This window comes from Rhizobium sp. WSM1328 (genome assembly GCF_057653715.1).
This window is the reverse complement of the sequence record NZ_CM172788.1, coordinates 1,569,423-1,581,979: the sequence shown is the minus strand read 5'-3', so window position 1 is coordinate 1,581,979 and position 12,557 is coordinate 1,569,423. Positions and strand designations below refer to the sequence as shown.

At 59.6% G+C, this 12,557-nt stretch carries 15 protein-coding genes and 1 tRNA gene; 7 read left to right on the top strand and 9 right to left on the bottom strand.

The window, feature by feature from the left end:
• Positions 1-56: 56 nt before the first annotated feature.
• On the top strand, positions 57-671 hold the full coding sequence (locus tag AC2444_RS08140; protein ID WP_012757164.1) for an FMN-dependent NADH-azoreductase: 615 nt from the start codon (positions 57-59) through the stop codon (positions 669-671).
• A gap of 48 nt (positions 672-719) precedes the next feature.
• Here AC2444_RS08140 and AC2444_RS08135 read toward each other — a convergent pair whose 3' ends face one another.
• Positions 720-1,295, bottom strand: coding sequence for a TetR/AcrR family transcriptional regulator (locus AC2444_RS08135; protein ID WP_012757163.1), 576 nt, complete (start codon positions 1,293-1,295; stop codon positions 720-722).
• Positions 1,296-1,403: 108 nt separating this feature from the next.
• On the opposite strand from AC2444_RS08135, the gene AC2444_RS08130 reads away from it, so the two are divergent.
• Positions 1,404-2,180, top strand: a complete 777-nt coding sequence (locus tag AC2444_RS08130) for an SDR family oxidoreductase (protein ID WP_012757162.1) — start codon at positions 1,404-1,406, stop codon at positions 2,178-2,180.
• A 58-nt stretch (positions 2,181-2,238) separates the two neighbouring features.
• Here the strand turns inward: AC2444_RS08130 and AC2444_RS08125 are convergent, their stop codons facing one another.
• From AC2444_RS08125 to ilvA, 4 genes are all read right to left on the bottom strand, one after another.
• Positions 2,239-3,468, bottom strand: a complete 1,230-nt coding sequence (locus AC2444_RS08125; protein WP_012757161.1) for an MFS transporter — start codon at positions 3,466-3,468, stop codon at positions 2,239-2,241.
• A 197-nt stretch (positions 3,469-3,665) separates the two neighbouring features.
• Positions 3,666-4,937 (bottom strand): GGDEF domain-containing protein, encoded by a 1,272-nt coding sequence (locus AC2444_RS08120; protein WP_012757160.1) that lies wholly within the window; start codon positions 4,935-4,937, stop codon positions 3,666-3,668.
• Positions 4,938-5,171: 234 nt separating this feature from the next.
• Positions 5,172-5,498 (bottom strand): HlyU family transcriptional regulator, encoded by a 327-nt coding sequence (locus AC2444_RS08115; protein ID WP_003538786.1) that lies wholly within the window; start codon positions 5,496-5,498, stop codon positions 5,172-5,174.
• A 37-nt stretch (positions 5,499-5,535) separates the two neighbouring features.
• Positions 5,536-6,786: a threonine ammonia-lyase gene (ilvA, locus tag AC2444_RS08110; RefSeq protein WP_012757159.1), complete on the bottom strand. Its 1,251-nt coding sequence runs from the start codon at positions 6,784-6,786 to the stop codon at positions 5,536-5,538.
• Positions 6,787-6,923: 137 nt separating this feature from the next.
• On the opposite strand from ilvA, the gene AC2444_RS08105 reads away from it, so the two are divergent.
• Positions 6,924-7,358, top strand: coding sequence for a VanZ family protein (locus AC2444_RS08105; protein ID WP_171815716.1), 435 nt, complete (start codon positions 6,924-6,926; stop codon positions 7,356-7,358).
• Between the two features lie 10 nt (positions 7,359-7,368).
• Here the strand turns inward: AC2444_RS08105 and AC2444_RS08100 are convergent, their stop codons facing one another.
• The 3 genes from AC2444_RS08100 to wrbA all read right to left on the bottom strand — a co-directional run bounded on the left by AC2444_RS08100 (position 7,369) and on the right by wrbA (position 8,525).
• A complete protein-coding gene (locus tag AC2444_RS08100; RefSeq protein WP_012757157.1) occupies positions 7,369-7,500 on the bottom strand; it encodes a hypothetical protein in 132 nt (43 codons plus the stop codon).
• Positions 7,501-7,633: 133 nt separating this feature from the next.
• Positions 7,634-7,718 (bottom strand) — tRNA-Leu (locus AC2444_RS08095).
• Positions 7,719-7,928: 210 nt separating this feature from the next.
• Positions 7,929-8,525 (bottom strand): NAD(P)H:quinone oxidoreductase type IV, encoded by a 597-nt coding sequence (gene wrbA / locus AC2444_RS08090; RefSeq protein WP_003538774.1) that lies wholly within the window; start codon positions 8,523-8,525, stop codon positions 7,929-7,931.
• Between the two features lie 284 nt (positions 8,526-8,809).
• On the opposite strand from wrbA, the gene AC2444_RS08085 reads away from it, so the two are divergent.
• From AC2444_RS08085 to AC2444_RS08070, 4 genes are all read left to right on the top strand, one after another.
• On the top strand, positions 8,810-9,586 hold the full coding sequence (locus tag AC2444_RS08085; RefSeq protein ID WP_012757156.1) for a competence/damage-inducible protein A: 777 nt from the start codon (positions 8,810-8,812) through the stop codon (positions 9,584-9,586).
• A gap of 107 nt (positions 9,587-9,693) precedes the next feature.
• On the top strand, positions 9,694-10,536 hold the full coding sequence (locus AC2444_RS08080) for a universal stress protein (protein WP_012757155.1): 843 nt from the start codon (positions 9,694-9,696) through the stop codon (positions 10,534-10,536).
• Between the two features lie 180 nt (positions 10,537-10,716).
• Positions 10,717-11,211: a xanthine phosphoribosyltransferase gene (gpt, locus tag AC2444_RS08075; RefSeq protein ID WP_128439336.1), complete on the top strand. Its 495-nt coding sequence runs from the start codon at positions 10,717-10,719 to the stop codon at positions 11,209-11,211.
• A 194-nt stretch (positions 11,212-11,405) separates the two neighbouring features.
• Positions 11,406-11,996 (top strand): hypothetical protein, encoded by a 591-nt coding sequence (locus tag AC2444_RS08070; protein ID WP_041935508.1) that lies wholly within the window; start codon positions 11,406-11,408, stop codon positions 11,994-11,996.
• Between the two features lie 186 nt (positions 11,997-12,182).
• Here the strand turns inward: AC2444_RS08070 and AC2444_RS08065 are convergent, their stop codons facing one another.
• Positions 12,183-12,464 (bottom strand): hypothetical protein, encoded by a 282-nt coding sequence (locus AC2444_RS08065; protein ID WP_157628321.1) that lies wholly within the window; start codon positions 12,462-12,464, stop codon positions 12,183-12,185.
• Between the last annotated feature and the right edge of the window lie 93 nt (positions 12,465-12,557).

Genomic DNA, 12,557 nt, shown 5'->3' with positions numbered 1-12,557 from the left:
CTGCGGCTCACCTCCCAGCAACGGGCCGTCAAATTCCATTCGAAAGGAAATGCACCATGTCGTCCATCCTTCTTCTGACGTCCAGCCCGCGTGCCGAATCGCTCTCGACGCCGATCGCCGTCGATCTCGCCGAAAAGCTGAAGAACCAGAATCCGGGCAGCGTCGTCGTCCGCCGCGACCTTGCCGCCACCCCGCTGCCGCATATCGATGACCTCTTCACCGGCGCAATCCGCAAGCCGGCCGAGGCCCGCACCGCTGAGGAAGCCGTGGCCGTCAAGACCTCCGACGAACTCGTCAGCGAACTGCTTGCCGCCGATACGATCGTCATCAGCACCGGCCTCATCAACTTCAACATCTACTCGTCGCTGAAGACCTGGATCGACAACGTCGCCCGCGCCGGCCTGACCTTCAAGTACACGGAAAGCGGCCCGGTTGGCCTCGCAACCGGCAAGAAGGTCTATGTGGTGCTCGCCTCGGGTGGTGTCTACTCGCAGGGACCGGCAGCCGCCTTGAACCATGCCGTGCCGTACCTGAAGTCGGTTCTCGGTTTCCTCGGCATTACCGATATCGAGACCATCTATGTCGAAGGCTTGGCCTTCGGTCCGGAAGCTGCCGAAAAGGCGATCGACGCCGCTAAGTCGCGCGTCCAGGAAATCGCACTGGCCGCCTGATCGGCTCTTCAACGCTCTGTGGAACGGCCGGCTTTTGCCGGCCGTTTTTCATTTGTCGATATCGGCGACAAAATCCCGGACCGTCGCCAGGATTTCGGCCGAGAGTTCCTCATCGGACGAAATTCTGGCAAGGCCGACGCCGCCGGCCATCATCGCGAAGGCCATGATCGCCTTGCGCCGCCGTTCGCTATCGTCCGCTCCCGCAGCCTTGCTCGCCAATGACGCGAAATTACGCCTGAGCCCCTCCGTCGCGATCCCCCGCGCCTTCTCACCGCTGCGTGATATATCGGAGGTCAGCGCGGCAAAAGGGCAGCCCTCACCCGGATTGTCGCGGTGATAGGCGCTCACATAACGGTCGGCGACATCGGCGGCCGTCATCTCCGCCGGGTTCACCCCCTCGGCCTCCAGCTTGCGCCCCCATGAATCGAAAGCGGATTGGATCGCCTCGGCGACCAGATCGTCACGGCAGGCGAAATGCTTATAGAAGCCGCCGACGGTCAGCCCGGCTTCCTTCATCAGATCGGCGACGCCAATACCTTCGAGCCCCTCTTCGCGTAGTCGCTTCGACGCGATCTCGATAATCTTCTCGTGCGTCTTCTGTTTTTCCAGCTGCGAACGGCCCATCGGACATCTCCCCGGCACTGCCTATTGACTCATGTAGATTATTATCATAATCCTTATAGATAACGATCATAATCTATATCATTGTCAATTCCAAGAGGAGCATGAATCATGCGTCTAAGAAACAAGGTTGCCCTGATCACCGGCGGAAACAGCGGCATCGGTCTTGCGACCGCCAGGGTCTTCATCGACGAGGGTGCCAGGGTGGTGATCACCGGCCGCAACCCGGAAACCCTCGCTGCCGCCGAAAAGGCGCTGGGAGCCGGCGTGTTGGCGCTGAAGGTCGATGTCACCGATGCCGCCGCCACCGAGAAGGCCTTTGCGGAAGCCGCCGGAAAGGTCGGCAAGTTCGACATCATCTTCGCCAATGCCGGCATCGGCGGCGCGACGCCGCTCGGCGAGACATCACTGGAGCAGTTCAACCAGATCATCAGCACCAATCTCACGGCGGTTTTCTTCACCGTGCAATCGGCCCTGCCGCACCTCAATGACGGCGCTTCCGTGATCCTCAACGGTTCCGTGCATGCCGTGCTCGGCGCTCCCGGCTGGACAGCCTATGCGGCGACCAAGGCGGCAGTCCGGGCCATGACGCGCAATATGGCATCCGAGCTCGCACCGCGCGGCATCCGCGTCAATCAGGTAACGCCCGGCGGCACGAAAACGCCGATCTGGTCGCCGATGGCCCAGACGGAAGACGCCATGTCGGCGCTCGAGGCGCGCATCGGAGGCATGAGCCCGCTCGGCCGCATGAGCGAAGCCGACGAAATCGCCAAGGCGGCGCTCTATCTGGCTTCGGATGATGCGGCCAATGTCACCGGCATCGAGATCACCGTCGACGGCGGCATGACGAGTGCCCCCTCCGGCGCCAAGATCTTCCGCGCTGCCTAAGTGAGCCGGGCTGGGCAGGTCAAACTTGCCCGGCCCCTTCGCCGGCCTCGGCCACCCGTCATAGAGTGCTTGTATTGTCTCCTACGGATGCTTTGTTTCGTTCTTGCGTCGCACGGTGGGCAACACGAAACAGGACGATTGCAAAATTCAGGACGGCAAGCAGAAGCACGACGTACAGCATGGTCTGCACGCCGGAGGAAACGATCAGATTGCCGGCGATCAGTGGAAAGCCGAAGACGCCGATGGAATAGGCGAGCGAAAATAACAGCAGCGATTGCGGCATAAGGCCGGCGGGAGCCTCATTGGCCGCCAGGCCGTTGATGACGGAATAAGTCAAGCCATAGCCCACTCCCAGCATCGCCGCGCCTCCCAGATAGGCAAACTGATTTGATGTCAGCATCAGGAACAGCACGATCGATGCCAGCGTCAGACTTGTCAGGACCACAAGCGAATAGAGTGGGTCTTTCTTGACCACATATCCCGCCACGAACAGCCTGCTCAGAATCGCGGCGGACGTGAAGCCGATGAAGAACAGGGAGTAGTCGAATCCGTGCGCCTTGGCGTAGCTGGTCTGAAAGCTGGACAGCCCGCCGAAAATCGCGCCGCCGATGCCGACCATGACGATGGAATAGATGGCCCGCGAGCCGATCACCTCGCGTGCTGAGCCAAATGAGATCTTGTTAACATGGGGCAAAATCTTGCCGGCATTGGTCAGCCGGATATGGAGCAAAAAGTAAAGCGCACCGCCGGCGAGACTGGCAAGGAACGCAAATGCGAAGGCCGCCTCGATCGGCATCGACCAGCTGGTAGCAATGCGGCCAATGATCGGTCCGGCTCCGATGCCCGACATCATCGATCCCGAAAGCAGGGCAAAAAACCGGATCCGATGTTCGGGTTCGACGATCGCGGCGACCAGAATAGGGCCGAGCGCATAGAAGGTGCCCCAGCCTATGCCGAGGATGAAACCGACCACCATCAGGCTCAGCCCAGCTGAGGGAACCATGGCGAATCCCAGCGCTGACGCGGCAAGAAACAATCCCGAAACAGCCACCGCCCGCGCCGAGCCAATGGCATCCGCGATGTGGCCGGACAGGATCACGAGAATGACGGTGCTGACAGTCGCAGCCGAAATGATCAGGCCGGCCAGCGCCTCGTCGCCACCACGCTGGCCAACCAGCACCGGGATCAGAAAGGTCACGCCATAGGCAATCGAAAGAAGAAACCCTCCGATGCACAAAACGGCAAACTCGCCGCCATCGACTTTCTGTGCTGCAACTGAATCACTCATGTCCACGCCCCTCGCAGGAAAGCTCATCCGGAATGCTGCGGCAATGGAGATCACGTTTGTGTTATGCTAACAAGCCGTTTTTATGGCTCTCATAACATGTTGAAAATACGTAAATATACGGGAATGTGTTGCTGTTTACGCAACATCCTAAACACCCGCGGCCGACCGCGCTGCGCTGATCGACGAGCCCACCAGGTCTAACTGAGTTTCACCACGCCGGAGCGGCCGACGACACAGTTGCGGCCGCTCTTCTTGGCCACATAGAGCCTGCCGTCGGCAGCCGTCAGCACGGCGGTGAAATCGACGCCGTCCTCGTCGGCAGTCGCAACACCGATGCTGACCGTGATCGGCCTGTCATCCGGCGTCTTGACGCTGGTTGCAATCGTCCAGCGCAGGCGCTCGGCAAGCAGCAGACCTTCCTCGTGGTCAGCGCCTGGACAGACGGCAACGAATTCCTCGCCGCCGAAGCGGAAGACGCGATCGCTCGAGCGCAACGTCGTGCCCAATCGGGCGGCGATCGCCTTCAGCACCTCGTCGCCCTGGAGATGGCCGTAGCCGTCATTGACATCCTTGAAGTGATCGGCGTCGAGAATAAGAACGGTGGCGTATAGCCCCTGCCTCAGCGCCTCACGCAGCATCAGCGGCGCTTCAACCTCCATGCGCGTCCGATCGTAAACGCCGGTGAGCATGTCGCGGCCGGTGCGCTCCAGAAGGTCGTTATAGCGCTCGCGGAACGTCAGGTCGCCGAACACGTCGCTGATGGAGCGTGCGGACCCGCCCGCACCGACACGGCGAATACGATACTCATAGAATGCGAACATCGCCGCGTAGAGGCAGACGGCAAGCATTTTTGCCTTCCATCCGCCCCAGAATGCGGCGATCGGCACATCCAGGAAGTAATGCAGCGCGGCGAAGAAGCCGATCTGGTCGAAGGTCAACAGCGCGAACCCCGAAATCAGGAAACGCAGGACGACCCGGCGGCGGAAGAAATCGCCGAGTTTTTCGTAAAGCAGGATGATGCCGAGCGAATCGACATAGAGCAGCGCCGTGCCCCAGACCATCAGCCAGCCCATCTCCTTGAGGAAATCGACGTCGGGTGTGAGGTTGGTCGATATCTGCAGCGGCTGATGCAGTTGCAGCACCCAGGCAATACCGACGGTGAGCAGGTTGCCGAGGAAGAGACCGTAGATCGGCTGGCGCACCGTCGCGGCATCCTCCTGCAGGTAAAGCATCAGGATCATCATCAGCTTGCCGGAGAAGAAGACGGATGAGCCCGGCGACACATCCCCGAACGGCAGCGAAACATAAAACACCGCCGCCAGATAGGTCTCCATGAAATGCATGACGCCGAGCGCCGTCAGGAAAACCCCGAGACCGAGCCGGTGACGGAAATGCAGAAGCGTCACCATCAGCACGAAATAGGCGATGGCTTCGACGACGAAGAGAAGGAGGTTGAGTGTCTCCATCATGAGACCTCGGCTCCGGACGTTCGGCCTCCTGCTGGCGCGGTGATCGCGACAGAGAATCCTTTGGTCAATCGTCCGAAACAGTCAAACACGGGGGTGTCCTGCAAATCCTGCAGGCGATACCTTTCACCGCAATCCTTTAAGATTGCGTGAGTGAGAACGCGCTCGCTGGAGAGCACCCCGGTCACACAGGAATAGTTACAGCCGGTATCAAGGACCCATCCCCGGATCCCGATTTCAGACCTGACGAAGCTTCTCGCCGTCGCCAAAGAGCGACGAACCATGCTGATCGATGATCTGCTGCGCCTTGCGCACCGTGCATTCGAGCGCGTCATCGGAGGAGGAAAACAGATCGGCGCGGATGAAATTGCGCACCAGTACCTCGTCGCCGACCTTCTTTTCGATGCGGCCGGCAAGGCGATACTGGCCGCCTTCCTTGCGCGGCTCGGCATAGATCGTGCAATCGCCGTAAAGCTGCGGCTCGCCGGAAGGGCCTGCTGCCTCCGAAGCCGGTTTGCCGCCGCCGGAGAACATCGAAAAGATATTTGAAATGAACGAAGCCATGCTCCGCCTTTAGCACGACGATATCGCTGTCGCCAAGTCAAATGATCAGGTTGGCGAGGATCTCGTTTTCGGTGATATCCTCGTAACCCATGCCGGCTGCTTCGAAATTTCCGATCAGCCGGGCGAAATTCTCTGGCGCCTTGGTTTCGATTCCGATCAGGATGGAGCCGAAGTTGCGCGCCGATTTCTTCAGATATTCGAAGCGGGCGATATCGTCGTCGGGGCCGAGCAGATTGAGGAAATCCCGCAGCGCGCCGGGGCGCTGGGCGAGGCGCAGGATGAAATATTTCTTCAGCCCTGCGTAACGCATGGCTCTTTCCTTTACGTCAGGCAGGCGCTCGAAATCGAAATTGCCGCCGGAGACGACAGCGACGATGGTCTTGCCGCGGATCGCTTGGACGTCCATCGCGGCGATCGCCGTCAGCGACAGGGCGCCGGCCGGCTCCAGCACGACGCCTTCGACATTCAGCATTTCCTGAATGGTGACGCAGATGGCGTTCTCCGGCATCAGTTGCACTTGGCTTGCCGGGAAATCGCGAAGAGCGGCGAAGTTCAGGTCGCCAATGCGCCCCACCGCCGCGCCGTCGACGAAATTGTCGACCTTGGCAAGTGTCACTACCGCGCCCGCCTCAATGCTGCGCTTAAGGCTCGGCGCGCCGGCTGGTTCGGTGAAGACAAAAGCCGATTTTGGCACGGTGCCGTCGAGATAGCCGGTGATGCCGGCAGCAAGTCCGCCGCCGCCGACCGGCAGGACGACCATGTCTGGCACCGTTCCTTCCGGCAGCTGCTGCATGATTTCGGCGGCCACCGTCGCCTGGCCTTCGATGATGTCGGCATGGTCGAAAGGCGGCACCATGACACCGCCGACCGCCTCTACGTGTTCGCGCGCGGCCTGGTAGCACTGGTCGAAGAAGTCGCCGAACAGCCGGATGGTGATGAATTCGGCGCCGAACATACGCGTTTTGTCGATCTTCTGCTGCGGTGTCGTCACCGGCATGAAGACGACGCCCGGCACGCCGAAATGGCGGCAGACGAAGGCAAAGCCCTGGGCGTGATTACCGGCCGAGGCGCAGACGAAGGTCTTGCCGGCCGCACCCTGCCCGATCGCCTTGCGGAAGAAATTGAAGGCGCCGCGGATCTTATAGGAGCGCACCGGCGACAGATCCTCGCGCTTCAGCCAGATATCGGCCCCGTAGCGGGCCGACAGATGATCATTGAGCTGCAGCGGCGTTGCCGGAAACAGGCTGCGCATTGCCTCTTCGGCACTTTCGACATCAAGTTTCGTCACGGGCGTGGTCCATTCTCAAGAATACCACCGCCGCTATGGCACGAGCCGACCGGCAAAAGAAAGCCCGTTTCGGCCGTTTCCGGTTCGCTCCCGGACAGGTTCGCTCCGAGGAAGGCTTTCTTAAGCCAATCGCGAAATTGGCGGCACATGACCTGATTTTAACTGTCAATGAAAAGGGCGGCCACTTATATGAAGCTATGATGATCTTCAAATTCGCAAAACCGCTCGCCTGGCTGCTGCTTGCCTTCATCATCTTCGCTACGGTTTCCCCGATCGGAGAGAGGCCGGACACGGTCACCACGGTCGATGTCGACCGTGCGGCCGCCTATCTTCTCGTCGGCTTGGCCTTTGCGCTCGGTTATCCCAAACAGTGGAAGATGGTGGCGGTGCTGCTGATCGTCGGCGCATTCGCCATCGAATATCTGCAATATCTCGCGCCTACCCGCCATCCGCGCCTGCATGACGCGAGCATCAAGGCGATGGGCGCAGCCCTCGGGCTGCTGGCTGGCTGGGTGATCAACAGGTGGCGCGAGACCAAAGCGCCAAACGCGCTTCCTTTCGCAGAACGCTGATTATCTGGAGTTAGAAATCGCTCAACTGCACTGCCCAGAAGAACAGTGGTATCGCAGCTATCGCAGTTCCGAGAACAAGTGCGACGCTGGTCTTGAAGATCCGGATACGCCGAACCTTGGTCCCATTCCAATCGTAAACCATCGTCTTACTCCCACAAGACAATACTTACTCAACCGCCTTACTGTCGCGGCGCAATCCTTGCATCGAAAATGTCATTGTCAAGCAAAAACACGCTTTTACGCGCAGATGCGGGCAAATTCAAAGTGGATAGTTGTGGTGCGGGCGACGGGGGTCGAACCCGTACAGCCAAGGCCGAGGGATTTTAAGTCCCTTGCGTCTACCAGTTTCGCCACGCCCGCTTGCGGCATTTTCAATATCTTGCGCCATTGGCGATGGGAAGAGCCGGGAGGCGTAAAAATCGCGCCTGTTTTGGCCGGCAGCACCGACGAATGATCGGCCAAGCATTTCCGCTCGAAAGCCGCCACTGATCAAGGGCCGCCAGTCTGTGGACAAAAAGAGGCGCGGCGAGCCCCATGCCCGCCGCGCCTTCATTATTTCAGCGTCAAAGATCAGGCGAGCTTGGCAGCAAGCTTGGCGACATGGGCGCCCTGGTATTTCGCGCCTTCCAGCTCGATCTCGGAAGGCTGGCGCGAGCCGTCGCCGTTGGTGATGGTGGAGGCGCCGTAAGGCGAGCCGCCCTTGACTTCCTCGGTGCCCATCTGGCCCTGGAAGGCGTAAGGCAGGCCGGCAACGACCATGCCCTGGTGCAGGAAGGTCGGGATGAAGCCGAGGATGGTCGATTCTTGGCCGCCGTGCTGGGTTGCCGAAGAGGTGAAGACCGAACCGAGCTTGCCGACAAGCTTACCGGCGAACCAGAGGCCGCCCGTCTGATCCCAGAAATTGCGCATCTGCGAGGCGACCGTACCGAATCGGGTGCCGGCGCCGACGATGATGGCGTCATAGTCCGCCAGTTCATCGACGGTGGCGATCGGAGCCGCCTGGTCGACCTTGTAATAGGAAGCCTTGGCGACATCTTCCGGAACCAGTTCCGGAACGCGCTTGACGGTGACCTCGGCACCGGCCGATTTCGCGCCTTCGGCGACGGCATAGGCCATGGTTTCGATATGGCCGTAAGCCGAATAATAAAGAACGAGAACCTTCGCCATCTTCTATCTTCCTTGAAACATCGTTGAATTTCGTGCCCGACGTGACTTCTATCAGCGCGCCTGGTTGAACAAAGCCCCGCCCTCAAGAACTCAGTGTTCAACACCCGGAGACGAAAATTCGCTTGCGGTTTTCATTTCGGCAAAAATGACGCATCGCCCCAATTTAAAAGTTAGAGCATCATGTCGTCCGAACCCGCCTGCACTTTTCGGCATCATGCTCTTGGTGTTTGCAAAGCGACCGAACGGCGCTACCTATTCCCCAGCCTCACATCACGGAACATCCTATGAGCCAAGACATCGTCGTCACCGCCGCCATGCTCGCCATCGGCGACGAACTTCTCTCCGGCCGCACCAAGGATAAAAATATCGGCCATCTCGCCGATTTGCTGACGCTTTCCGGCATCGATCTCAAGGAAGTGCGCATCGTCGCCGACGACGAGGACGCGATCGTCGAGGCGCTGAACGCGCTTCGCGGCAAATATGATTATGTCTTCACCTCGGGCGGTATCGGGCCGACGCATGACGACATCACCGCCGACGCCATCTCCAAGGCTTTCGGCGTGCCCTGCGAATATGACGAGACGGCGATGACGCTGCTTGCCGAGATGTATCGGCGCCGTGAAATGGAATTCACCGAGGCGCGCCAGCGCATGGCGCGCATGCCGCGCGGGGCTGCCCATATTCCCAATCCGGTCTCGACCGCGCCCGGCTTCATCATCGGCAACGTCTACGTCATGGCCGGTGTGCCGCAGGTCTTCCAGGCGATGGTCGACAATGTGCTGCCGACGCTTCGAACCGGCACGCCGGTGCTTTCGCTCGCCATCGCCTGCCCTTACGGCGAAGGTGAGATCGGTACGCCGCTGACCGCGATCCAGAAAGCACATCCGGAGACCAGCATCGGCTCCTACCCGCGTTATATCGGCCAGAAATTCTCGACCGAGATCGTCGTGCGCGGCCGCTCCCAGGCGGTTATCGATGCAGCCGGCGCCGAGGTGCGGGCGATGATCGACGCTATCCGCCAAAGAAAGGACATTGCCGAAAACCATTCCGCCGAGGCTTGAGGGCAACGCCGGAACCTGGGGCATCCTTGATCCCTATCAAGGAACAGGAGAACGGTCCGGCGCATTCCTTCCCTCGCGCAAGCCGTTTCAGCGCAAGGAGAATTGATATGTCTTACAAAACCATTCTCGCCATTCTCGATACATCTGACAATAGTACCGCGGTTGCCGATTTCGCCTTTGCCATCGCTGCTGAAAGCGGCGCCCATGTGATCGGCCTGCATGCCGAAATCATCTCCGCCGTGCCGCTAGTGGCGCCGATGGAAATCCCCGATCCCGTTGCCGTGCAGGCGCTGCAGGACATGGCGCATAGCGAAACGATTGCGGTTGAGCGCATCTTCAGGGCGAAAGCGGAGGCATCAGGCGCCTCCTCCGAGTGGCGCAGCTTTGCCACATCGACCGGATACGGCTCCGCGCCGCTGATCGAAAGTGCGCGCAGCGCCGACCTCTTGATCGCCTCGCAGGCCGACCCGGCCAGACCTTCCGACAGCCACGTCGACGTCGACAGCTTTCTCTTCGAAACCGGTCGGCCGGTGCTGATGATCCCCTATATCATCCGCCAACCGAAGCCGATCAAGCGCGTGCTGATCGCCTGGAACGGTTCGAAGGAGGCGGCGCGCGCGACCTTCGACGCGCTGCCGATCCTCAAAGCCGCCGACGAGGTGGAGATCTTTTCGGTCGATCCGGCCGAAACGGCGCTGCAATCGCCGCTGACGGCAGGCGCCGACATCGCCGCGACGCTTGCGCGTCATGGCGTGAAGACGACGCTTTCGACGGCACAAAGTGTGGACAAAAGCGCATCGCATGTCATCGAGAACCGGCTTTCGGACAGCAGCATCGATCTTCTCGTCATGGGCGCCTATACGCACTCCTGGCTCTGGCAGATGATCTTCGGCGGCACGACCAAGACCCTGCTGCAATCGATGACGGCGCTGACCCTGTTGTCGCGTTGATTGGCTGCTCTTGCCTTTTGCCGGCAAATCCCGCTAATTGCGGCGACCGATGACAGCTTCGAGCTCGGCCCCCTCTCGCGCAGTTCCGGCTGCGCGATTTGCGTTTTGCCAATCGCCGCTTCAAGCCTGTCCGGTCGCCGGCCAACGGCGTGTCGTTTTTTCATGCCGCGGAGCAGCCCGATGTCCCTTCCCGATAAAGCCTTTCCCGTTTCCTGGGATCAGTTCCACCGCGATGCGCGCGCCCTTGCCTGGCGGCTTGCCGGCTTGAATCAGACATTTAAGGCGATCGTCTGCATCACCCGCGGCGGCCTCGTTCCGGCCGCGATCATCTCGCGTGAACTGAACATCCGGCTGATCGAGACCGTCTGCGTCGCGTCCTATCATGACTATGTGAACCAGGGTGACATGGTGCTGCTCAAGGGAATAGCGCCCGAACTTATGGAGAATGGCGGCGAAGCCGTGCTGGTCGTCGACGATCTGACCGATACCGGCAAGACCGCCGCACAGGTGCGCACCATGCTGCCGAGGGCACATTTCGCCTGCGTCTACGCCAAGCCGAAGGGCGTGCCGACGGTCGACACTTTCATTACCGAGGTGAGCCAGGATACCTGGATCTATTTCCCCTGGGACATGGGTTTCACCTATCAGGAGCCGATCGCCAAGGGCGCGGGCTGATCGTTACAGACCAAAGCGCGCGACAATCGTATTTACTACTTGAAATTGTTCCAGATTTTGTCAGCGAGGTCTTCGGAATCCGCTATCGGGATCTGCACATCTATTTTATCTTTTGCTCATAAAATCGACAGATGCGAATCGTGTCGGGTTGCGCCTCAAGCGTGCGGCGAACAATACGGGTATAGGGAAGCAAGATGGCTCGATGGGGGCATATAGGAGCGGTTGTGACTGTCGGGCTGGGGACCTTTCTGTTGCCGCTGGCGCCTGTCCACGCTGAGCCTGCCTACGTTCCCCTCGTGCACGACTACGTCGAGAAGCGGATCCGACCAATTGTGGAAACGCCATTGGTACTGAAGGCCATTGCCGAGCAGAACGCGAAATTCGGCAATGTCAGCGAAATGGATATGCGGGTACTCGATGAGACCTACCGGTCGGAAGTCAATCAGCACCACCTGCAGATGGTCAAGCTGTTGCTCGACAAATCCGTGTCGCAGTACCTGAGGGAAAATCAGGATGCTTCGCAGGGCGCGATTCTCGAATTTTTCGTCACGGACTCGCATGGGCTGAATGTCGGGCAGAGCACCATCACCGCCGACTTCTGGCAGGGCGACGAGGAGAAATATCTCCAAACCTTCGCCAGCGGCTCCCGCGAGATCTTCATCGACCGGGCGGAACGCAACGAATCCACCCAGAATCTCGAGACGCAGGCGAGCTTCGTCGTCATGGACGAAGAGAACAGGCCTATCGGCGTCGCCATCGTTACCATCGCCATCGATGCGCTTTGACAGGCACTTGCACCCGGGCGAATCGGCATGCCCATTTGCACCGGAAATGCCATCACAAGATTTGCCGCATGACGCTTTTTTGCCGTTTCGACCTTTTCCTTAGCCGGCAACACCTGCAAGCCATTGTAATATCAGCGCTCCCCGGCTTTCCCCAATCTCCACAGGCGCATCCACAACATGTTGTGGTTAGCAATCAATTAAAAGCCAGCCCTTGACGGAATCAGCTGTTTCAAACTTTACTGATCCTGATGTTGCGGCGGCGACAGGACCGGAGGTAACGAGCCCGGTTCCCTTTTGAAAATTAGGACGCGGAATCAGGGCGATGGACCGGAAACAGTTCAGGCCCGACAGGATTTTTGCGCGGTTTTCAGCCTCCAAAAAAAGTGACATCGGGGCTGGCGATAATAAGCTGTTAATACTATATTTAGTGTTTGCAGCCACCATCACCACAAGATACAGGAAGGACATCTCCGGATGACACCCCTGTCACAATACGGAAACGAGACTGGCTGCGCGACGACAAAGTGCCGCCGGATAGGAATTTTGCGCCGAGGTCGCGGG

Excerpts from the sequence above, each read along its gene's own strand:
- wrbA (WP_003538774.1), bottom strand. The coding sequence starts at position 8,525 with ATGGCGAAGGTTCTCGTTCTTTATTATTCGGCTTACGGCCATATCGAA.
- AC2444_RS08140 (WP_012757164.1), top strand. The coding sequence starts at position 57 with ATGTCGTCCATCCTTCTTCTGACGTCCAGCCCGCGTGCCGAATCGCTC.
- AC2444_RS08130 (WP_012757162.1), top strand. The coding sequence starts at position 1,404 with ATGCGTCTAAGAAACAAGGTTGCCCTGATCACCGGCGGAAACAGCGGC.
- AC2444_RS08070 (WP_041935508.1), top strand. The coding sequence starts at position 11,406 with ATGGCTCGATGGGGGCATATAGGAGCGGTTGTGACTGTCGGGCTGGGG.
- AC2444_RS08080 (WP_012757155.1), top strand. The coding sequence starts at position 9,694 with ATGTCTTACAAAACCATTCTCGCCATTCTCGATACATCTGACAATAGT.
- AC2444_RS08125 (WP_012757161.1), bottom strand. The coding sequence starts at position 3,468 with ATGAGTGATTCAGTTGCAGCACAGAAAGTCGATGGCGGCGAGTTTGCC.
- gpt (WP_128439336.1), top strand. The coding sequence starts at position 10,717 with ATGTCCCTTCCCGATAAAGCCTTTCCCGTTTCCTGGGATCAGTTCCAC.
- AC2444_RS08135 (WP_012757163.1), bottom strand. The coding sequence starts at position 1,295 with ATGGGCCGTTCGCAGCTGGAAAAACAGAAGACGCACGAGAAGATTATC.
- AC2444_RS08100 (WP_012757157.1), bottom strand. The coding sequence starts at position 7,500 with ATGGTTTACGATTGGAATGGGACCAAGGTTCGGCGTATCCGGATCTTC.
- AC2444_RS08085 (WP_012757156.1), top strand. The coding sequence starts at position 8,810 with ATGAGCCAAGACATCGTCGTCACCGCCGCCATGCTCGCCATCGGCGAC.
- AC2444_RS08115 (WP_003538786.1), bottom strand. The coding sequence starts at position 5,498 with ATGGCTTCGTTCATTTCAAATATCTTTTCGATGTTCTCCGGCGGCGGC.
- AC2444_RS08065 (WP_157628321.1), bottom strand. The coding sequence starts at position 12,464 with ATGTCCTTCCTGTATCTTGTGGTGATGGTGGCTGCAAACACTAAATAT.
- AC2444_RS08120 (WP_012757160.1), bottom strand. The coding sequence starts at position 4,937 with ATGATGGAGACACTCAACCTCCTTCTCTTCGTCGTCGAAGCCATCGCC.